At 44.9% G+C, this 20,519-nt stretch carries 18 protein-coding genes; 2 read left to right on the top strand and 16 right to left on the bottom strand.

The window, feature by feature from the left end; all coding sequences use genetic code 11:
- Nucleotides 1-63: 63 nt before the first annotated feature.
- The 4 genes from nrdR to BTA30_RS19610 form a co-directional block, all read right to left on the bottom strand.
- On the bottom strand, nucleotides 64-522 hold the full coding sequence (nrdR, locus tag BTA30_RS19595; RefSeq protein WP_076763218.1) for a transcriptional regulator NrdR: 459 nt from the start codon (nucleotides 520-522) through the stop codon (nucleotides 64-66).
- 16 nt (nucleotides 523-538) lie between these two features.
- Nucleotides 539-931: a cytosolic protein gene (locus BTA30_RS19600; protein ID WP_076763221.1), complete on the bottom strand. Its 393-nt coding sequence runs from the start codon at nucleotides 929-931 to the stop codon at nucleotides 539-541.
- Nucleotides 932-1,117: 186 nt separating this feature from the next.
- Nucleotides 1,118-1,504: an adenosylmethionine decarboxylase gene (gene speD, locus BTA30_RS19605; RefSeq protein ID WP_076763224.1), complete on the bottom strand. Its 387-nt coding sequence runs from the start codon at nucleotides 1,502-1,504 to the stop codon at nucleotides 1,118-1,120.
- Between the two features lie 235 nt (nucleotides 1,505-1,739).
- On the bottom strand, nucleotides 1,740-2,762 hold the full coding sequence (locus BTA30_RS19610; protein WP_076763227.1) for a glyceraldehyde-3-phosphate dehydrogenase: 1,023 nt from the start codon (nucleotides 2,760-2,762) through the stop codon (nucleotides 1,740-1,742).
- Between the two features lie 518 nt (nucleotides 2,763-3,280).
- Between BTA30_RS19610 and BTA30_RS19615 the strand changes: the two genes are divergently transcribed.
- Nucleotides 3,281-4,504, top strand: coding sequence for a pectate lyase family protein (locus tag BTA30_RS19615; protein ID WP_239693637.1), 1,224 nt, complete (start codon nucleotides 3,281-3,283; stop codon nucleotides 4,502-4,504).
- Nucleotides 4,505-4,531: 27 nt separating this feature from the next.
- Here the strand turns inward: BTA30_RS19615 and coaE are convergent, their stop codons facing one another.
- From coaE to BTA30_RS19665, 10 genes are all read right to left on the bottom strand, one after another.
- Nucleotides 4,532-5,137, bottom strand: coding sequence for a dephospho-CoA kinase (gene coaE, locus BTA30_RS19620; RefSeq protein WP_076763232.1), 606 nt, complete (start codon nucleotides 5,135-5,137; stop codon nucleotides 4,532-4,534).
- A 16-nt stretch (nucleotides 5,138-5,153) separates the two neighbouring features.
- Nucleotides 5,154-5,786 carry a sporulation membrane protein YtaF gene (gene ytaF, locus BTA30_RS19625; protein ID WP_076763235.1) on the bottom strand — a complete coding sequence of 211 codons (633 nt, stop codon included), beginning with the start codon at nucleotides 5,784-5,786 and terminating at the stop codon, nucleotides 5,154-5,156.
- Nucleotides 5,787-6,006: 220 nt separating this feature from the next.
- A complete protein-coding gene (gene mutM / locus BTA30_RS19630; RefSeq protein WP_076763238.1) occupies nucleotides 6,007-6,834 on the bottom strand; it encodes a DNA-formamidopyrimidine glycosylase in 828 nt (275 codons plus the stop codon).
- 18 nt (nucleotides 6,835-6,852) lie between these two features.
- Nucleotides 6,853-9,492, bottom strand: coding sequence for a DNA polymerase I (gene polA / locus BTA30_RS19635; RefSeq protein ID WP_076763240.1), 2,640 nt, complete (start codon nucleotides 9,490-9,492; stop codon nucleotides 6,853-6,855).
- A 251-nt stretch (nucleotides 9,493-9,743) separates the two neighbouring features.
- Nucleotides 9,744-11,498, bottom strand: coding sequence for a two-component system histidine kinase PnpS (gene pnpS, locus BTA30_RS19640; RefSeq protein ID WP_076763242.1), 1,755 nt, complete (start codon nucleotides 11,496-11,498; stop codon nucleotides 9,744-9,746).
- The gene (locus BTA30_RS19645; protein WP_076763244.1) at nucleotides 11,491-12,213 is read right to left on the bottom strand and encodes a response regulator transcription factor; all 723 of its coding nucleotides are present in this window, start codon (nucleotides 12,211-12,213) and stop codon (nucleotides 11,491-11,493) included. Before BTA30_RS19645 ends, pnpS begins: the two co-directional genes overlap by 8 nt.
- 347 nt (nucleotides 12,214-12,560) lie before the next feature.
- Nucleotides 12,561-13,499 carry a malate dehydrogenase gene (mdh, locus tag BTA30_RS19650; protein ID WP_076763246.1) on the bottom strand — a complete coding sequence of 313 codons (939 nt, stop codon included), beginning with the start codon at nucleotides 13,497-13,499 and terminating at the stop codon, nucleotides 12,561-12,563.
- A gap of 49 nt (nucleotides 13,500-13,548) precedes the next feature.
- A complete protein-coding gene (gene icd / locus BTA30_RS19655; RefSeq protein ID WP_076763249.1) occupies nucleotides 13,549-14,820 on the bottom strand; it encodes an NADP-dependent isocitrate dehydrogenase in 1,272 nt (423 codons plus the stop codon).
- Between the two features lie 159 nt (nucleotides 14,821-14,979).
- Complete coding sequence (gene citZ, locus BTA30_RS19660; RefSeq protein WP_076763252.1) at nucleotides 14,980-16,098, bottom strand: citrate synthase; 1,119 nt, start codon at nucleotides 16,096-16,098, stop codon at nucleotides 14,980-14,982.
- 446 nt (nucleotides 16,099-16,544) lie between these two features.
- Entirely contained in the window at nucleotides 16,545-17,009 is a 465-nt protein-coding gene (locus BTA30_RS19665; protein WP_076763255.1) for a DUF441 domain-containing protein, read from the bottom strand.
- 98 nt (nucleotides 17,010-17,107) lie between these two features.
- Between BTA30_RS19665 and ytvI the strand changes: the two genes are divergently transcribed.
- On the top strand, nucleotides 17,108-18,223 hold the full coding sequence (ytvI, locus tag BTA30_RS19670; protein WP_076763258.1) for a sporulation integral membrane protein YtvI: 1,116 nt from the start codon (nucleotides 17,108-17,110) through the stop codon (nucleotides 18,221-18,223).
- Between the two features lie 39 nt (nucleotides 18,224-18,262).
- Here ytvI and BTA30_RS19675 read toward each other — a convergent pair whose 3' ends face one another.
- Nucleotides 18,263-18,649, bottom strand: a complete 387-nt coding sequence (locus BTA30_RS19675) for an FxsA family protein (protein WP_076763262.1) — start codon at nucleotides 18,647-18,649, stop codon at nucleotides 18,263-18,265.
- Nucleotides 18,650-18,760: 111 nt separating this feature from the next.
- Entirely contained in the window at nucleotides 18,761-20,518 is a 1,758-nt protein-coding gene (gene pyk / locus BTA30_RS19680) for a pyruvate kinase (protein ID WP_076763265.1), read from the bottom strand.
- Between the last annotated feature and the right edge of the window lies 1 nt (nucleotide 20,519).

A 20,519-nucleotide genomic window follows, 5' to 3' on the forward strand; every position in this document is an offset into this window, starting at 1 on the left:
ACCTTTTTCAGGTTTTCATGTCGTTTTTGTCATGAGAAAAGAGCTGGATATATTGACAGCTCTTTACCGTTCTTTCTTTATTAAGTCTTTCAGCTCATCGATAAAAACATTGATATCTTTAAATTGACGGTATACTGAAGCAAAGCGGACATATGCGACTTCATCGATTTTCGCTAAACGATCCATCACCATTTCCCCGATATTCTCGCTTTTGACTTCAGAGACGCCTTGATTTCTGAGCTCTTTTTCAATTTCAAAACAAATATCTTCAAGCTGCTTTAAAGCGACAGGCCGCTTTTCACAGGCTTTAATCAAGCCGCGGAGCATTTTCTCCCGGCTGAATTCCTCGCGAATCCCTTCTTTTTTCACGACGATCAGCGGAATTTCTTCCACTTTTTCAAATGTAGTAAACCGATAATTGCACGATTCGCACTCGCGTCTTCTGCGAATGGATCTGCCTTCGTCAACCGGACGGGAGTCCAAAACCCTCGTCCCATTATGCTGACATGCTGGACATTTCATTTTTTCAGCTCCCTATTCAGTTGTTTGGTTTTACAGCCTTAGCAAGCTTTCGGTCCAATTCCCGATAAACCGTTGAGACCATGCTGCGGCTGCAGCCAAAATCAGTCGGTAAAAATGTTTCCGTCGATACATTAAAATCTACGGCTGTATCAAAAGGGCCAATCGAAACGACTGTCGCCACCAGAAAAGCCTTTCTCGTTTTTTTGATTTCAGCGCTTATTTCTCCTCTTTCTTCTGACACCGATATCACGGTGCATCCGTCAAACCCTTCCAGCACTTCCAAGACAGCTTCCAGCGCTTGTTTGGCTGTCGCTTTATAATAGCGGCTTTTCAGCTCGTCCAAAGGATGGCGGTCAGACGTTTCGGCGTGCGTTGAAATAAACCCCTGAATTTTTTGGAAAATACTCATATATCCCTTATCCCCTTTGCCTTTCTTCTCTATATTTTATTAAAAAAACTCTTCATTTCCAAGGGAAAACAAATCAGGGAAGAAAATGACGGAAGGTGCGTTCTGGAGGTTTGTCATAAAAGGAAAGAAAAAGGAGCGGATTTTAAAAAGCGGTGACCGCTTTTTTATCCAGCTCCTCCATCGGCATTAAAGTGCCTGCGCTTTGGCTTTTGCCTGTTTAATTTGAACAGGTCCCATGCCTCTTGGTATTTCAATGTTCTCTCTTGTTTCCGCTCTTAATTCTTCTGCGATATAATCCGCAGCTACGTTCGGATCTAAATCTCCGCAAGTATAAACATCAATGCTGGCATATCCGTGTTCAGGAAAACTGTGGATGGTCAGGTGAGATTCAGAAATGATCACGACCCCGCTTACGCCTTGTGGCGCAAACTTATGAAAGGCTACCTCACGTACCTCAGCACCTGACTTTAGTGCCGCATTTACAAACGTTTTTTCAATAAAATCCATGTCATTCAGCTTATCAAAATCGCATCCCCACAGTTCGGAGATAACGTGACGCCCCATTGTTTCCATAGCATGGACCCCCCTTAACAAGAATTAGAAAAGTGAATTTCCAAGCAACTGAACCGGTCATTTACCACGGGGGAAAGTTAGTCCGGAGAGGTCCTAACCCTTTAAGTAATGCCGAAGCGCTCACGCACTAGAAGTTCACGAAAAATAGTATACTTTGTTTGAATATTTTTTGCAAGGCGGTTTTATTAAATCATGGTTAAGGGGTATTTATTTTTTATCCGTCCATGCTTTTATTTTATACAGCTGATGGATGTTTCATTCTTGAAGCGACATATCTGATTAAATCAACAACCCTGCAGGAGTATCCCCATTCATTGTCATACCATGCAAGCACTTTCATTTTTCTGTTTTCAAGCACCATCGTTGAAAGGCTGTCAATGACGGCTGAATATGGATTTGTGTTAAAGTCTGATGACACGAGCGGTTCGTCGCATACGTCGATGATTCCTGACATGGACCCTGCAGCTGCCATGCGGAACGCTTCATTTATTTCTTCAGCAGATACATCACTTTTTAAATCCGCGACAAGGTCAACGAGTGAAACATTTGAAACAGGCACCCGCAAAGCCAATCCATGCATTCTTCCTTTTAAATGCGGCATGACCAGAGACAGCGCTTTCGCTGCGCCAGTTGTCGTGGGAATGATCGAAGATCCGCAGGCACGGGCTCTTCTCAGGTCTTTGTGCGGATTGTCAATGTTTTTTTGATCGTTGGTAAACGCGTGGACGGTCGTGACAAGGCCATTTTCGATTCCAAATGCATCATCAAGCACTTTTGCGACGGGTGCAAGACAATTTGTCGTACACGATGCATTCGAAATAATCGTATGGCGTTCAGCATCGAACTCGCGCTCATTTACGCCCATCACGATCGTAATATCTTCATTTTTACCCGGAGCCGTTAAAATGACCTTTTTCGCTCCAGCTTCGATATGCGCTTCCGCTTTTTCCTTCGAATTAAACTTGCCTGTCGCTTCGACCACAATGTCTATTTCATTATCTGCCCACGGCAGAAGCCTTGGATCTCTTTGATTGGTCAGCATGACCTTTTGACCGTTTACTAAAAGATGGTCTTCCTCTGCTTTGACATCAAGCTGATAGCGTCCGTGATTTGTGTCATACTTTATTAAATGAGCCAGCGTTTCTGCCGGATAGCTCGCATTGATCACTGCAATGTCAATCTGTTCATCAAGCATCGCTTTTCTAAACACCATTCTGCCGATGCGGCCGAATCCGTTTATCGCTACTTTCACTTTCATCAAACATACACCCCTTATTTTTTATGTCATTCCACATCATGTTTTATTCAAAATAAGTATAACACATTATTTTGAATTAGCCATACCATTTGTTCCTTTTACATCAAATTTACGCATTTTTGTGAAAAAGTGAACAAATGACTAAGAAAAATCATTCTTAAAGCATATATTTCAAATACATCTTAAGTGCTACAATTTGCAACAGCGCTAATTTTTCACACAACAGAAGGCAGTGTCTTCAAGGAAGGACAAACATGAATCTAAACAAAAATGCATGGTTTATCATTTCTTTTTTATTTGCGGCAAGCATTTATTTTGTATTCGGCACCACATACGCCTCTGCTGCAGACGAACATTATCCGAAGCAGAGAATCCGGCTGGAAAGTTCATCAGGCTTAAACATCACCCCTCTCGGTGATCAGGACAACGCCCCGCTTACAACAAAACAGACGAGCGGAGAAAAAGAGGAGAGATGGCGGCTTGATACTTCAGACGGAAAACAGTTCAAAATCAGAAATATGAATAACGGCAAAATTATCATTCCGGCTCATTACGCGCTCTCAGACAATAATCCCGCTGTGGTCTACTATGACAACTCACGGAAGGAAGAATTGTGGAACATCATCGGAGCAGACAAAGATGGGAATGGAGATTTTATCACTTATAAAATCGTCAGTGCGCTAAACAACAATCTGGCGCTGACATTAGACGGAAGCGGAGTGAAGCTCGTCAAATATACCGGCAGCTCCCTCCAAAAGTGGAAGCTGCCAAGCGACGGGCTCGAAGGTTTCGGCGGATATGCAAAGGAAACGAACGGCAGGCAAAAAACAGGCACAACCGGCGGCCTGCTTGGAAATGTCGTCTATGTCAACAACCTGGCGGAGCTGAAGGCAAATATCGAAGATACAACACCGCGAACCGTTGTGGTTTCCAACAATATCAGTGCTTCGGCAAAAACGGTCTTGACAGTGGGCGCCAATAAAACGATTGTCGGCTCGTTTGAAAAACATAATCTGAACAACATTTACTTCAAAACAAACGCGAGTTCAGGCAATATCATTTTTAAAAACCTGACGATCGCGCATGATCAATCCATTCGTGAAAACAACGACATCCCTGTATATATTACCGATTCGAGAAACTACTGGATTGACCATGTCACATTTCAGGGACACAGCTATTCAGAAAACGGCCCAGATGTCGACAAGCTCTTATACGTCGGCGCCAAAGCCGATTATGTTACACTGTCCCACAGCAAATTCACAGACCACAAATACGGCCTGATTCTCGGCTGGCCTGAAGATGATCAGCAGTACCACAATATATATGACGGTTATCCGCGGATGACGATCAGCCATAATTATTTCGACAATCTCTATGTCAGGGCTCCCGGGCTGATGCGGTACGGCTATTTTCATGTGAAAAACAATTATATCAACAACTTCCACCTTGGCTTTACGATTACGACGAAGGCGAAAATTTATTCGGAAGCCAATTACTTCGGCGCAGGCAGCGAGAAAGGCGGCATATTGGATGATTACGGAGACGGCCTGTTTAAAGATGTCGGGTCATACCCGGCCATAAAGGGGCAGAAATCAGCGGAGACCAGCTGGAATCCTTCATCTAATTACAGCTATCGGGCGATGAAAGCAGGGAACGCAAAAGCTTTCGCCGAGCGGTATGCGGGAGCCCAACGTTCGGCGCTGTATTATGCAAACTTCAGTCAGTTTAAAAATAATTAAATAAAAAAAGTGAGCGCGTTCACGCACTCACTTTTCAAGGTTTGACCATGTGTCAAGCAGCTGATAAAGCTGCTTTTCTGTATCCTTCAGGCTGCCGCTGTTGTCGATGACGGCGTCAGCCTTTTTCTTTTTTTCGTCTAGGGAGAACTGGGCATGAATTCGGTTCAGCGCCTCATCTTCATTGAGTTGGTTTCTTTTCATCAGCCGCTTGAGCTGAAGCTCTTTCGGCACCCAGACGACGATCACTTTGTCTGTCAAATGTTCAAGCCCGCTTTCATACAAAAGCGGAATATCAAGGATCACAAACTGCTCTCCGGCCTGAATGGCTTCATCGCGTTGTATGATCATCGTTTTTCTCACTTCCGGATGGACGATCTCATTTAATTGCATTCTTTTTTGTTCGTTTGTAAATACAATCTCTCCGAGTATTTTCCGGTCGATATCACCCGTTTCAAGCAGTATGCCGTCTCCAAATGCCGACACAATGTCTCGGTATGCAGGCATCCCCTGTTCAACGGCTTCCTTTGCGATCACATCGGCATCAACTACAGTGATGCCGCACTGCTGAAACATATGTGCGACAGTGCTTTTTCCGCTGGCAATACCTCCGGTTAAACCGATGACCAATGTCAAAACTCACACCTCCTTCTTACAGTTTCCAAATTCCGATCATGATCAGCAATATACCGGGAAGAAAGGTCAGTTTATCCATCCAGTTCCATTTTGATAAAAAACGGCCTGCCTGAATGCCAAAAAACACAAATAAAGAGCTCATGACGGCTACCGTTATACTCATCGGAACAGGCGAAAAACCGAGTGCGGCTGCTCCGATCCCCGCGCCAAACGCGTCAATCGACAGGGCGAAACCGAGCAGGACAGCTTCCATGCCGGTAATAATGCCTGATTTATCAATATCAGCGCTTGTCGGCGTCCTTAAGATATGAATGACGATTCCGAGTGATTTCAGTTCAAGGTTAATCAGCGTCTTCTCTGAAAGGACAAGTTCCTGTTCTTTCTCCGGCCGGAAGAATTGATACAGCACCCAAACGCCGATCCCCATTAAAATAACGGCTCCGAGCCTCTCTGTTATCACAACCGGGAAAAATTTCGCCAAAAGAGACCCGATCATCATGGCAATCAGCATAACGACGCCTGAGCAAAATGCGATAATCAAAATCGCTTTAAAAGGAATTTTCAGCTTTCGCAATCCGTAAGTAAATCCGACTGAAAAACTGTCCAGGCTGACGGCAAATGCCAGCAGCAAGAATGACGCAAACATCATATCCGGTTCTTCCTTTCTGTTGATGCGGCTGTGTAAGTTTTTTAGCCTTAGGCAGCTTTTATAGGCTTCTTATATATATGAGAAAAGAAAACCATCTGTGTATTGTTCATCGAAAAAGAGCCAACACACCCTAAAAACCGCTGCGCAGACGGCTATAAAACTCAGCCTGAAACCAGATATGACTTGCCTTTACGGCCCGGATTTAACCTTTATGTGATCATCATTTTTTTTGGCATTTTACACAGAAATGCGTACCTCTCCCTCCAACGACCGTTTTTTCAATAGCCATTCCGCATGTTTTACAAGGTTCATCTTTACGGCCGTAGACGAAGAGCTTGAGCTGGAACATGCCGATTTCCCCTTGTGAGTTGATATAAGACCTGACTGTGCTTCCTCCTGCTTCAACCGCTTCTTTTAACGTTTTAACGATTTCTTCATGCAGCAGAGCCGTCTGTTTTTTCGTCAGCTTGTTTGAAACGGCTTCCGGGTGGATGCCGGCTCTGAACAGCGCCTCATCCACATATATATTTCCCAATCCGACGACTGTCCGCTGATCGAGTAGCGCGGTTTTAATCGAACGGTTTGTTTTTTGCAGACGCTCCCTTAAATACCCGATTGTAAACTCGTCGCTGAAAGGCTCCGGGCCGAGCTGCCTGAGAGGCAGCTCCGTCTGTTCCTCGCCCGGGTTAAACAAATGCATCGTGCCAAATTTTCTGACATCCCGATAGCGGAGCTCCGTTCCGTCTGTAAACCTGAAAATGACATGCACGTGTTTATCAAGAGGCTCCCCGTTTTGGTGGAGACCGTACTTCCCTTCCATTCTCAAATGTGAAACCATGACACAGTGATCGAGATGAAACAATAAGAACTTTCCTCTTCTGTCTATCGACTGAATCGTCTGTCCGGCAAGAAGTCTTGCAAATGCCTCAGGTTCTGCCGGCCGTTTAATGATCTTTGTCCATCTAATGTCAACCGCATCGATTGTTTTCCCTTTTACAAGTCCGGCAAGAGTGCGCCGGACGGTTTCGACTTCTGGCAATTCCGGCACATCATCACTTCCTTTTCTTTATTTGGCGTCATACCAAGAATGTCCTGAAGAGCAGTCCACTTTAAGCGGAACATCGAGCTCTAATGCATTTTCCATCACTTCCGGAACCAGCTTTTCAAGCTCTTTGATTTCTTCTTCAGGCGCTTCAAAAATCAATTCATCATGCACTTGTAATAGCAGTTTGGCTTGGAGATCTTTTTCTTTCAGCTTTTCTGCCATTTGGATCATCGCTTTTTTAATAATATCAGCAGCGCTTCCCTGGATCGGGGTATTCATCGCCGTCCGCTCGGCAAAGCTGCGGAGATTGAAGTTCCGGCTCGTCAGTTCCGGAATATACCTTCTCCGGCTTAACAGCGTCGTGACATAGCCTTTCTGTTTTGCTTCCTGAATGGTTTCTTCCATGTATTCTTTGACTCCCTGGAAGCTGTTGAAATACCGTTCAATAAACGCAGCCGCTTCCTTTCTGGTAATCCCCAGATTTTGCGACAGACCGTAGTCGCTGATGCCGTAGACGATTCCGAAATTAACGGCTTTTGCCTGTCTTCTCATCGCCGGTGTGACTTCTTCTTCAGATACATGGAAAACATCCATCGCCGTTTTCGTATGAACGTCCATATCATTCGTAAAAGCTTCAATTAAATTTTTATCCTTTGATATATGGGCGAGAACCCTCAGTTCGATTTGCGAATAATCCGCTGCAAACATCAGCCAGCCTTTTTGCGATGGAACAAACGCCTGCCGGATTTTCCGGCCCTCTTCAAGCCTGATCGGTATATTTTGCAGGTTTGGATCGGTCGAGCTCAGCCTTCCCGTCTGTGTTAAAGCTTGGTTGAAGCGCGTATGCACTTTATGGCTGTCTTTGCGGATAACTTTTAAGAGCCCTTCGACATATGTGGACTGCAGCTTGCCGATTTGTCTGTAATGCAGGATGTCTTCGATGATGACATGTTTGTCGCGAAGCTTTTCCAAAACATCGGCTGATGTGGAAAAGCCTGTTTTCGTTTTTTTGATGACCGGCAGGCCGAGTTTTTCAAACAATATCACGCCAAGCTGCTTAGGTGAGTTGATGTTAAACGTCTCACCAGCAGACTCGTGAATTTTCTCTTCATACTCTTTCAATTTTCCGGAAAGCTCGTCACCCATTTTTTTCAGCCTGTCCACATCGACTTGGACGCCGATGGATTCCATCTCACCGAGAATATGGGCGAGAGGCATTTCGAGATCTTCAAACAGCTCAAGCTGTTCGTTTTTTTCTAATTCATCAAGCAGCTTTTCGCGGAGCAGTGAAATTGCCTTTCCTTTTCTGCCCAAATGATCGGCAAGTTCTTTTTCAGCGGGAACAGCCTGTTTCGCACCTTTTCCATAGACCGCTTCATCAGAGGAGACGAGCTGCAGGTGATGTTCCTTCGCAACGCTTGCAACATCATCATACGAGTGTCCCGGATTGATGATGTAGGCCGCGAGGAGAACGTCAAATTCAGCCCCTTTCAATTCAATGCCCTGCCAGCGCAAAGCAACAGCCGCACGCTTCGCATCAAACACCCATTTCTTTTTCGACTCATCCTCTGCCCATTCTTTAAAACGGTCGGAATGAACGGCCGTCTCCTGCGGAATGAAGAAGACGCCATTTTCATTGACGATCGAAAAACCGAGAATCGGAGCTTCGTGGTAATTGTCTCCAAGCTGTTCGACAACAACTGAAGCCGGTGATGCAAACAAGTCATCGGAAATGTCAGTTTTGATCGTTACCTCAATGTCCTCAAACTGTTCTGCTTCTGTTTCCTCCGGCTCTTCTCCAAGCCTTTCAAGCAATGAGTTAAAGCCGAGATCCTTAAACAGCTTCACAACCGCTTCCCTGTCAAAGCCTTCATACCCGAGGCCGTCAAGAGTGAGCTCAAGCGGAGCTTCCGTGATGATTGTCGCAAGCTCTTTGCTCATCAACGCTTGTTCTTGAAACTCTTCAAGCTTTTCTTTCAGCTTTTTCCCGCTCACCTCATCTATTGATGATAAAAGGGCTTCAACCGTATGGAACTGTTTTAAAAGCTTGATCGCCGTTTTTTCGCCGACGCCGGGAACGCCCGGAATATTGTCTGATGCATCTCCCATCAAGCCTTTCATATCGATGATTTGCCGAGGGGCGAGTCCATATTTTTCTTGAACGTGTTCAGGCGTATAATATTCAACATCTGTAATGCCTTTTTTCGTGATGGCAACCGTTGTTTCTTTCGTCGCAAGCTGTGTCAAATCTTTATCGCCGGAAAAGATTTTGACTTCAAAACCGTCTTTCTCGGCAGATTTGGCAAGTGTTCCGATAATATCGTCCGCCTCATAGTTTTCAAGCTGATACCTGGAGATCTTGTAAGCATCCAAGAGTTCCTGAATAAACGGCAGTTGCTCGGAAAGTTCAGGGGGCGTTTTTTGCCTGCCTCCTTTATATTCTTTAAAGGTTTTATGTCTGAACGTTGTTTTTCCCGCATCAAAAGCGACCAGCATATGGGTTGGCTTTTCTTCTTCAAGCATCTTCATCAAAATGGTTGTAAAACCGTATACCGCGTTTGTATGTATTCCTTTTTCATTGCTGAGAAGAGGCAGGGCGAAAAACGCACGGTAAGCAAGGCTGTTTCCGTCAACTAACACTAATTTTTTTCTTTCAGTCATCTTTATCCTCCTAAGAAGCCGATTCTTTCGCTTCCATTCAACTTCATGCTCATAGTGGCTTATTTTATTTTAGCAAAGTTCATTTTGAAAGGAAAATCAGAGTCCTTTCCATTAAAGGAAATAAAAAAAGGGACGCGTTTGATCTTCGCGTCCGTCCATATGGCTCCTTGGATGAAGGGGTTTCACTAATGATCCTATCAGCCAAGTTTTAAAGGTGTATATAGAAGTTGTAAAGCCTTTGTAAAGTTTGCTTATTCCGGCTCGTTTGAAGCGCGTTTTAAGCGGACCGTAAATACGGTGCCTTTTCCTTGCTCGCTTTCGACATCGATTTCTCCATGATGCGCTTCGACTAAATGCTTAACAATTGCAAGGCCGAGACCGGTCCCGCCCGAGTTCCTGCTTCTGTCTTTATCAATCCTGTAAAAACGTTCAAAAATTCTCGGGATCTGCGAACGCTTGATGCCGATACCCGTGTCCTCTATCTTGACTTGCACTTCATCTTCAAGCACTTCTGCAGAAATGGTCACACTGCCATTTTCCGGTGTATATGTGAGCGCATTGTTCACCAAATTTAAAAAAATCTGCTTTAATCTGTGCGGGTCTCCTGTAGCAGCCGCCTGGTCCTTCGGCTTCTTCAGCATCAGTGTGATGCCTTTTTCCTCTGCTTTATTCTTTAAAAGCATTTCGATTTCTGCAAGAATTTCGCCGATATCACAATCTTGAATATTTAAAGTGAAGTTTTGCTGCTCAATTTTCGAAAGGTCCAACAGATCCTGAATAAGGGTTTGCAGCCGGCCGCTTTCTTTTAAAATGATCGAGAGGAACTGCAGCAGGGTTTCCCGCTCATTCATGGCTCCGTCCATCAGCGTCTCTGTAAATCCTTTGATTGAAGTGATCGGTGTTTTCAGTTCATGGGAGACATTCGCGACAAAGTCCTTCCTCATTTCTTCAAGCTGCTTTCTTTCCGTCATATCGTGGAAGACGAGAACGATTCCTTTCCATTCATCATTGATTCCGATGATCGGAACGCCGTCGACCTCAAAATATCTCCTTTCAATTCTGATCGGCAGCTTGAACATCTTGCGGACCTTTGTTTCCGTCATAAATATTTCTTCAATGAGATTGATGATCTCCTCATGTTCAAGCACTTCATGATAGAAATGGTAAAGAAGCTGGTCAGCCTCGACATGAAACTGCTTCTGGTAGGCGCGGTTCACCAAATGGATGTAGCCTTTTCCATCGATGAGGATCAAGCCTGAGTCGATATTTTCGATCACGGTTTGCAGCCGGTCCCGCTGCATTTCCTGGGCTCTCGTCATGTCCTGCAAATTCTGGGCCAGCATATTGATGGACTGGCTCAGCATCGTTTCATCTTCATTAAATGTCCTGGCTTTATAGTTTCCTTTTGCCAGCTCAATTGCAACTTGTGTCGCAGACTCAATCGGATTCGTATATTGGGACGTGATTCTGGCTCCCAGCCCGGCTATGATCAAAAAAGCTGTTCCAAGGCTGACACCGAGGAGTATCCAGATCTTTTGGTTGATATCATGCAGCGGATCGAGAGGCGAGCTGATGAAGACATAGCCAAGCAGCTTCCCATCTTCTTTCAGCGGCTGGACATAGCGGAACAGAGACTCATCATCCGGTTTTATCCTGAAGCCTCCGCCTTCACCGTTTAAATCCGTTTCAAGGGCTTCTTTTATGACAGATTGATCTGCCGCACGGCCGCCAAAATGAAAAAGAACCTGACCTTTTGTATCAACCAGTGATACATCACTGTCCAGTTCACGGCTTGCTTTCTTTAAAAGCGCCTCTTCTTCCGCAGACTTCAGATTTCCGGTATCCGCCAATGAAGCAATTAAGGCGGCCTCTTTTTCAATGTGACTGCTTAATTTTGTGTTGTAGGAAGAATGGAACAAGTGAACAAGCAGAAAACCGAGTGAGGCAAAAACGAGAATCAAGAGCGTCAGCAGGGCAGCTAAAAGCCGGGTCCGGAATTTAATCATTCAGTTTCGGCTCCTCCATTTTATAGCCTAGACCTCTAATCGTTTTAATATATTCTGGTTTTTTTGTATTTTTTTCGATTTTATCGCGAAGGTGGCTGATATGGACATCGACAATGCGCGTATCTCCGGCAAAGTCATAATTCCAGACGGCGTTCAGCAGAAGGTCTCTCGTCAGCACCCTTCCTTTATGCTTTCCAAGATACAATAGAAGCTCGAATTCCTTTGGCGTAAGTTCGAGACGTTCATTTTGAAAGTAGACCTCGTAATGTTCAGGCAGTATTTTAAGATCGCCGATGATCAATTCGCCTGTCTCTAATTCTTCCGGTTCATCCGAGTGAACAGGCAGAGTCTGCGTTCTTCTTAAAATGGCTTTGACCCTTGCCGTTACCTCTCTCGGACTGAACGGCTTTGTCATGTAATCGTCTGCTCCCAGCTCAAGTCCGAGCACTTTATCAAATTCATCGTCTTTTGCGGTCAGCATTAAAATCGGATACATCAGCTTCTTCTGTCTGAGCTCCTTGCAAACTTCAATCCCGTCCATTTTAGGGAGCATCAGATCAAGCACGATCAGATCAGGCTTCTCTTCCACCGCCTTCAACAGACCCGCCTCTCCGTCCATAGCCGTCACTACGTGGTAGCCCGACCGTTCAAGGTTATATTTAAGAAGCGTAACAATCGATTCCTCATCGTCTACAACTAATATCTTTTTGCTCATGACATGCCTCCAGCCTTCATATTTCCCCGACATCTCTATCTCTATTTTATCTGTAATTAACGTTTTCACTCTTATTTTAACGAAAGCCTTTCTGTTCGACAATTTGATTTTTCATAGTTTTAAAAATAAAATCTCTTTTTGGGCAAAACATCCGGCCGTTCAATGATAAAAGTTTGATGACAGGTTCAAAATCCTTTAAAAGATGAAAATGTCCGGGCAGATGATTATGATTAGGTATATGCTGACAGCCTATGTTTATGTCTTGATTTTCTTTTTTCTCGTTTATGTAAAAGCGCCTTTATCCAAAAAACAGGAAGACTTTGTAAAAGCCTTCCTGCCTGTTTTCTTTATGAGAGAACTTTCATGACGTTTTTAACCGATTGAGCCGATTGATCAAGCTGACTTTTTTCAGTTTCAGTCAGGTCAAGTTCAATGATCTGCTCAAGACCGTTTCCGCCGATAATTGTCGGTACACCGAGATAAATCCCATTGTAGCCGTATTCACCTTCAAGATAGGCAATGGTCGGCAGTACGCGGCGCTGGTCTTTCAAGATCGCCTCAACCATCTCGGTCAGGGAAGCGGCAGGCGCATAATAGGCGCTTCCGTTTCCTAACAGGTTGACAATTTCTCCCCCGCCTTTTCTTGTTCTTTCGACAATTGCATCAATCCGGTCTTTTGGAAGAAGCGTTTCCAGCGGAATGCCGCCGGCATAAGAGTAGCGAACAAGCGGAACCATATCGTCTCCGTGTCCCCCCAGTACAAAACCTGTGATGTCTTTAACAGATAGGTTCAGCTCCTGAGCAACAAACGTTCTGAATCTCGCAGTATCCAAAACCCCCGACTGCCCGATGACCCGCTCTTTCGGAAAACCTGATTCCTTGTATACGGCGTAAGTCATCGCATCAACAGGGTTTGTTAAAACGACGATGATACAGTCAGGTGAATATTTGACAACTTCTTTTGTGACGCTCCTCATGATTTTTTCATTAGTAGCCACGAGGTCGTCCCGGCTCATCCCCGGCTTTCTTGCGATGCCCGCCGTGATCACGACAATATCAGAACCGGCTGTGTCTTCATAATTCGCCGTCCCTTTAATGTTTGCGTCAAATCCTTGAACAGGACTTGCTTCAAGCATATCGAGCGCTTTCCCTTTTGTAGGGTTTTCCAGCTGCGGAATGTCGACCAGCACGACATCAGCCAATTCTTTTTGAGCCGTTAAAAATGCGGTTGTTGCACCAGTAAAACCTGCTCCAATGACGGATACTTTATTTCGCTTCTTTCCCATTTTTTCTACCCCTTTGTATTGTTTGATGTTTTTCTTGAAATCCTGTCGCTTAAGACATGTTTTTAATGAGTTCATCCCCGAACTCAGAGCATTTCACTTCTGTCGCGCCGTCCATCAAACGCGCAAAATCGTATGTCACGACTTTGGATGCGATTGTTTTTTCCATCGCTTTCAATACAAGATCAGCAGCTTCGTTCCAGTTCAAGTGTTCAAGAAGCAGAACGCCGGAAAGGATAACCGAAGACGGGTTTACCTTGTCAAGGCCTGCATATTTAGGTGCTGTGCCATGAGTCGCTTCAAAGATGGCATGTCCTGTTTCATAGTTGATGTTTGCTCCCGGTGCGATGCCGATTCCCCCTACTTGGGCTGCAAGGGCATCCGAAATGTAGTCCCCGTTCAGGTTCATTGTCGCTACGACGTCAAACTCAGCCGGACGAGTCAGAATCTGCTGAAGGAAAATGTCGGCAATACTGTCTTTGACGATGATTTTTCCAGCCGCTTCAGCTTCGCTTTGCGCTTTATTTGCCGCGTCTTTGCCGTCTTTTTCTACAATGCGGTCATATTCAGCCCATGTGAATACTTTATCGCCGAATTCTTTTTCAGCCACTTCATAGCCCCAGTTTTTGAAGGCTCCTTCAGTGTATTTCATGATGTTTCCTTTGTGAACAAGGGTCACAGATTTGCGGCCGTGCTCAATCGCATATTCGATCGCAGCTCTGACAAGTCTTGATGTGCCTTCCTCTGAAACCGGCTTGATGCCGATTCCCGATGTTTCAGGAAAACGGATTTTGTTGACGCCAAGCTCGTTTTTCAGGAAGGAAATCAGCTTTTCAACCTCTTCTGAGCCTTTGGCATACTCAATGCCCGCATAGATATCTTCCGTATTTTCGCGGAAGATGACCATGTCTGTATCTTCAGGGCGTTTAACCGGAGAAGGTACGCCGGTGAAATAGCGGACAGGGCGCAAGCATGTAAACAAATCCAGCTCTTGTCTGAGGGCTACGTTTAATGAACGGATTCCGCCGCCGACAGGAGTCGTTAAAGGACCTTTAATCGCAATGAGGTATTCGCGGATCGTGTCCAGCGTTTCTTCAGGAAGCCATTCTCCCGTTTTGTTGTATGCCTTTTCCCCGGCATAGACTTCTTTCCAAGTAATCTTCTTTTCGCCGTTATACGCTTTTTCTACAGCTGCCTCCAAAACCCTGGAAGCCGCTCTCCAAATATCAGGACCGGTTCCGTCCCCTTCAATAAACGGGATGATCGGATTATTTGGAACGTTTAATACTCCGCCAGAGACTGTAATTTTTTCACCTTGTGCCACAATAAAACCTCCCATAATATGTAATGCATATAGAAAAACATTTGTTTCCCCTTTGAAGGGAGACAAGCATGTTTTTTCATAGATTCATGATTTCATGTTTGAAATAAAGCCTGGAAGAGGCTGGCCAGACGATGCGCGGACAACCTCTTTAACAGTTGATCAGCTTCTTTCTTCAATCGGAATGAACGTCTGCATGTCAGGACCGATATAATCAGCCCGCGGACGGATCAGGCGGTTGTTTTCATACTGCTCAAGAATATGCGCCAGCCAGCCTGATACCCTGCTGATCGCAAAGATAGGGGTGAAAAGATCATGGTCAATCCCTAAGCTATGATAAACCGATGCAGAATAAAAGTCTACGTTTGGCGGGAGCTTTTTTTGAGATGTGACCATTTCCTCAGTCTGCCGGGATATCTCAAACCATTTGCTTTCACCGGTTAAATTCGTCAGCCGCCTGCTCATTTCCTTCAAATGTTTTGCGCGCGGATCTCCTTGCTGATATACGCGGTGACCGAATCCCATAATCTTTTCTTTCTTTTCGAATTTGGCTTGAATATACGAATCTACGTTTTCCACTTCACCAATCTCTGAAAGCATTTTCATAACAGCTTCGTTTGCACCGCCGTGAAGCGGACCTTTCAAAGCGCCGATCGCTGCTGTTACACCTGAGTAAACGTCTGAAAGCGTGGCCACGCATACTCTGGCTGTGAAAGTAGATGCGTTCAATTCATGGTCAGCATGCAGAATCAAAGCTTTATCAAACGCTTCCACTTCTACCGGCGAAGGTTCTTTTCCATTCAGCATATAAAGAAAATTGGCGGCAAATCCGAGTTCCGGATTTGGATCGATAGGCTCCAGACCTTTGCGAATTCTGGAAAAAGCAGCGACAAGTGCAGGCATCTTCGCTTGGAGGCGCACCGCTTTTCTGTAGTTTGCTTCCGCATCCATTTGATCTGCTTCTTCATCGAACAGCCCCAGTAAAGAAACGGCTGTGCGAATCGCTGCCATCGGGTGGACTTTTCCATTTGAGTAGGATTTGAAATGATCAATTAATTCTTTGGGGATGCCGGCGTTTTCTGAAAACTGTTTTTTGAGCTCGGCAAGCTCTCCTCTGTTCGGCAGTTTTAAATGCCAAAGCAGATATACAACTTCTTCAAAGCTAGCTTTTTCTGTCAAATCATCGATGTTATACCCTACATATGTAAGAGTATCATCAATAATTGAACTTACTGATGATGTAGTGGCGACTACCCCTTCAAGGCCGCGTGTTGCTGTCATATCCATCTCTCCCTTGTTTAAAAATTTCCCCTTTTAAAATTAAACCAAAACCCAGGAGTAAAAACAACGCATGATGTATACATCTTCTTCTACCCAAAAAGAAAATGCTTACATTAAATCGTTTTTCAAATAAAACAATTGTGCGTCTCTTTATACCATTCAATACTCCGATAAGCTTAATAAAGATTAAGCATATTTATATTATAAACAATAATCAGACATTTGTTAAATGTTTAACTATAGTTTTTTTTTCTTATTTTTTAGCCGAGCTGACTTCTATTGACAGATTTTTAGTAGTTTTACCGGTGTTATTTATATTCAATTATGTTTTTTTAAAAAAATACGGCTCTGAAATTTTTTTATACACGAAACGTTTTGATCTGTTTTTTCTTATTAAAAAAAAGCCCCTTTTTTTCAAAAGGGGGCTTTTTCATAAAAAGGCTTGCCTAAGGCGTGAAATGCTGAACGGCCTGCATGACAAGATACGCGATGCCGGCGCCGATTAAAGGGCCAACCGCGATGCCTTTGAATAAAGCGACGGCTAAAATCGTTCCGAAAACAAGGGCGGTCGTAATATGCGGATCTTCAGCAAGCAATGTGATGCCGTTTTTGGCGATCAGCGCTACGAGGATGCCGGCCCCGAGAGCGATCCATGCATAATATGATTTCATCGCTTCGAGAAGCTGTTTAAAACCGATTTCCCCTGTTGCGATAGGCACTAAAACAGCAATTGTAATCACTGTCACGCCCCAGTTGATTCCCTTGGACTGTATGGAGGGAAACAGCTTTTGGTCAAGGCCCACCAGCTTGATGACCAAAAGCACGGAGACGGCAATGATTAAAGACTGGTTTTTCGCTATTAAAGCGATAGCCAGCAAAAGAAGCAAAAATAAATTAGCTTGAGTAAACATCTGTATTCATCTCCATTTTTTAATGACCTTTCTCATAATAACAGGACTCCTGAATAAAATGAAATGAGGACACGCTTTCTGACCAGGAGGATGTAGAAGTGAATCAATCCTATATCGCCATTGCACTGCGGGCAGGCTGTGTGCTGCTGCTGATCACGGCTGCAGGAGGGCTTGCCTACTACTCTTTTCCGTTAACCTATCCGTTTGTGATTGCACTTATACTCGCTGTTATCATCAACCCTTTTGTAGAATGGCTGGAAGAGCGGACGGATTTTCCGAGGGGTCTCAATGTCGGGATTGTTCTGAGCGGCTTTCTGGTCGCAGGAGCCGGCTTTTTGACATTGGTCGTCGCCGAAATCGTCTCTGGGACAGCCTATTTGGCTAAAATACTGCCTGCCCAGTTTAATAAAGCAGCCCTTTTTATCGAGTATTTTTTCACAAACAGGATCATGCCGCTTTATAATCGGCTTGCCGCTTTCTTCGATGGACTTGAAGCCGGCCAGCAGGAATCGATCATCACACAGGTCCAAAATTTAGGGAGTGAAATCGCTTCAAGCACCGCTTTATTTCTGTCTAAAATTCTTGAAATGGTGCCGCTTTTTTTTGCATTTCTGCCAAATACGGCCGCCGTGCTGATTTTTTCGCTGCTGGCCACCTTTTTTATCAGCAAAGATCTTCACAAGTTAAAAGAGAGGGCGCAGACCGTTTTTCCTGATCGTCTGATCTCGGGCACGGCAGCGGTTTATGCTGAACTGAAAAAAGCATTAGCCGGCTTTTTGAAGGCCCAGCTTGCACTTGTTGCGATCACAATGGTGCTCGTGCTGATCGGGCTTTTGGTATTGAAGGTCAATCACGCGCTTGCGATCGCGTTTTTAATCGGAGTAGTCGATCTTCTTCCTTATCTGGGGGCGGGATCTGTATTTGTCCCTTGGATTGTATATTTAGTACTGGCCAAACAACTGCCGCTGGCGATAGGCCTTGGCATTTTGTATATCATTGTTCTGCTTTTCAGACAGGTTGCCGAGCCGAAAATTTTAAGCCAATCCATCGGCCTCCATCCCTTAGGTACTTTAATCGCCCTTTTTGCCGGTTTTAAATTGTTTGGGTTTCTGGGGCTGATCATAGGCCCCGTTCTTCTGGTTGTCATTCAGGCTCTCTTTACAACGGGAATTTTAACAGAAATATGGCTTTTTATTAAAGGAGACCAAAAATAAACGACAAACCGCTTTACAGCAGGCTGCCGCCTCAGGAGTTTATTTGATGATTTTGACCCGCCTGCCTTCAGACATCTTCTTCAGCCTTCGGGATAAGAATGGTTTTAAACGATTGCGTGTGGCCGGAAAGAGAAGGAGCAAACCGATGATATCTGATAAAAACCCAGGCAGCAAAAGCAGCATGCCGCCGATGAAAATGCAGAGCCCGTCTAAGATGGCATCTCCTGGCATCTTTCCGTATTGAAGATCACGCTGGACTTTGTGGTAGACCTCGATCCCCTGTCTTTTGGCCAGAGCCGCACCAAGAAAGCCCGTCAATATGATCAGCAAAACCGTCGGCAGCACACCGATCCAGTTTGCAGACAATAAGAACAGGCCGATTTCACTTGCAGGAAAGATGACGAGAAATAGTAAAAAAAACTTCATTGTTTTCACCCCATGATTCTTTATTGAAGCGAACGGCCGCTCTTGTCATGCTTTTTTCAGCCTGTAAAAAAAGAAGGGAAATGGCTTCCCCTTCTTCGATAAACTAAGCGATTAAAGCACGCTTGCACGTCCTCTGTAAACGGCTCCTCTGGCAGAGTCGACCGTAATGTCTTCTCCTTCTGTCAAGATGGAAGACGCATTTTCCACACCGACAATGACAGGAATGCCGAGACTTAAGCCTACGACTGCCGCATGACTTGTTAAGCCGCCTTCTTCCGTAATCAGCGCAGCCGCTTTTTCAAGGGATGCGATCATGTCACGGTCAGTGCTTTTTGTCACCAAGATGGCGCCTTCTTTCATTTTTTCTTCCGCTTCTTTTGCATTTTGGGCAATGACCACTTCACCAAATGCAGATTTGCGTCCGATTCCTTGCCCTTTTGCAACGATATCACCGACGACATATACTTTCATCAAGTTCGTCGTACCTGCTTCACCGACAGCGCCAGCCGTAATCACAATTAAATCGCCATGGTGAACGATGCCTGTATCCAATGACTTTTGCACGGCATTTTCAAGCATTTCATCTGTAGAGCTGTGATTTTGTCCGCTCGTCGCGAAAACGCCGAACACAAGAGACAGTTTTCTTGAAACAGAGTCGTTAACGGTAACGGCCACGATCGGCGCCTGCGGACGATATTTAGAGATCATTCTCGCTGTGTGGCCGCTTTCTGTAGGTGTTACGATTGCCGACACTTCCAAGTTAATCGCGGTATGCGCAACGGACTGGCCGATCGCATCTGTAATCGACATGCCGACTTGTTTGCTTCTGGCGGAAAGAATTTTTTTATGGTTGAGCGCTTCTTCTGAACGGGATGCAATATTGTGCATCGTTTGTACCGCTTCGACAGGGTAATTCCCGGCTGCCGTTTCACCGGAAAGCATAATCGCGTCAGTGCCGTCAAAGATCGCATTCGCGACATCGCTTGCTTCAGCGCGTGTCGGACGCGGGTTGCGCTGCATGCTGTCAAGCATTTGTGTAGCCGTGATAACAGGCTTGCCAAGCGCATTGCATTTTTTAATTAATTCTTTTTGGACGAGCGGCACTTCTTCAGCAGGAATCTCAACACCCAAATCCCCGCGGGCAACCATCAAACCGTCTGATACTTCAAGAATGCGGTCGATATTATCGACGCCTTCCTGATTTTCAATTTTAGGAATGATTTGAATGTCAGTTGCCTTGTGCTCTTCAAGCAATTCACGAATTTCAAGAACATCTGACGGACGGCGTACAAATGACGCAGCGATAAAATCAACGCCCTGTTCAATTCCGAAGACGATGTCCTTCGCGTCTTTTTCCGTAATTCCTGGAAGGTTCACGCTGACACCAGGGACATTCACGCCTTTTTTATTTTTTAATGTTCCGCTGTTCATCACCTTCGTCACGATTTCGCGCTTGTCCGCGTTTACTTCAGTGACTTCAAGCCCGATCAAACCGTCGTCAAGCAAGATGGTTGAACCTTTTGATACATCATGAATCAATCCGTCATATGTAACTGAGATTTTTTCAGTTGTTCCAATGACTTCATCCATTGAAACGATCAGCTGTGATCCGGATTCCAGTTCTATAGAACCGTTTTCCATTGTGTGTGTGCGGATTTCCGGTCCTTTTGTATCAAGCAGGATACCTATATCTTTTCCGAGCTTGCTGGCAGCTTCACGGATGTTTTGGATTCTTGCGCCGTGCTCTTCAAAATCTCCGTGGGAAAAGTTTAGACGCGCAACGTTCATGCCGGCTTCCATCAGCTGAGTCAGCTTTTCTATACTTTCGCTGGCCGGACCAATTGTACAAACTATTTTAGTCTTTCTCATA

This window comes from Bacillus swezeyi, assembly GCF_001969815.1.
GTDB classification, from domain to species: domain Bacteria; phylum Bacillota; class Bacilli; order Bacillales; family Bacillaceae; genus Bacillus; species Bacillus swezeyi.

Bases quoted from the DNA above. Each gene is read 5' to 3' on its own strand.
- speD (WP_076763224.1), bottom strand. From the start codon at position 1,504: ATGGAAACAATGGGGCGTCACGTTATCTCCGAACTGTGGGGATGCGAT.
- BTA30_RS19600 (WP_076763221.1), bottom strand. From the start codon at position 931: ATGAGTATTTTCCAAAAAATTCAGGGGTTTATTTCAACGCACGCCGAA.
- BTA30_RS19675 (WP_076763262.1), bottom strand. From the start codon at position 18,649: ATGAAGTTTTTTTTACTATTTCTCGTCATCTTTCCTGCAAGTGAAATC.
- citZ (WP_076763252.1), bottom strand. From the start codon at position 16,098: ATGACAGCAACACGCGGCCTTGAAGGGGTAGTCGCCACTACATCATCA.
- polA (WP_076763240.1), bottom strand. From the start codon at position 9,492: ATGACTGAAAGAAAAAAATTAGTGTTAGTTGACGGAAACAGCCTTGCT.
- nrdR (WP_076763218.1), bottom strand. From the start codon at position 522: ATGAAATGTCCAGCATGTCAGCATAATGGGACGAGGGTTTTGGACTCC.
- BTA30_RS19615 (WP_239693637.1), top strand. From the start codon at position 3,281: ATGAATAACGGCAAAATTATCATTCCGGCTCATTACGCGCTCTCAGAC.
- mdh (WP_076763246.1), bottom strand. From the start codon at position 13,499: ATGGGAAAGAAGCGAAATAAAGTATCCGTCATTGGAGCAGGTTTTACT.
- BTA30_RS19665 (WP_076763255.1), bottom strand. From the start codon at position 17,009: ATGTTTACTCAAGCTAATTTATTTTTGCTTCTTTTGCTGGCTATCGCT.
- pyk (WP_076763265.1), bottom strand. From the start codon at position 20,518: ATGAGAAAGACTAAAATAGTTTGTACAATTGGTCCGGCCAGCGAAAGT.
- pnpS (WP_076763242.1), bottom strand. From the start codon at position 11,498: ATGATTAAATTCCGGACCCGGCTTTTAGCTGCCCTGCTGACGCTCTTG.
- BTA30_RS19645 (WP_076763244.1), bottom strand. From the start codon at position 12,213: ATGAGCAAAAAGATATTAGTTGTAGACGATGAGGAATCGATTGTTACG.
- ytaF (WP_076763235.1), bottom strand. From the start codon at position 5,786: ATGATGTTTGCGTCATTCTTGCTGCTGGCATTTGCCGTCAGCCTGGAC.
- BTA30_RS19610 (WP_076763227.1), bottom strand. From the start codon at position 2,762: ATGAAAGTGAAAGTAGCGATAAACGGATTCGGCCGCATCGGCAGAATG.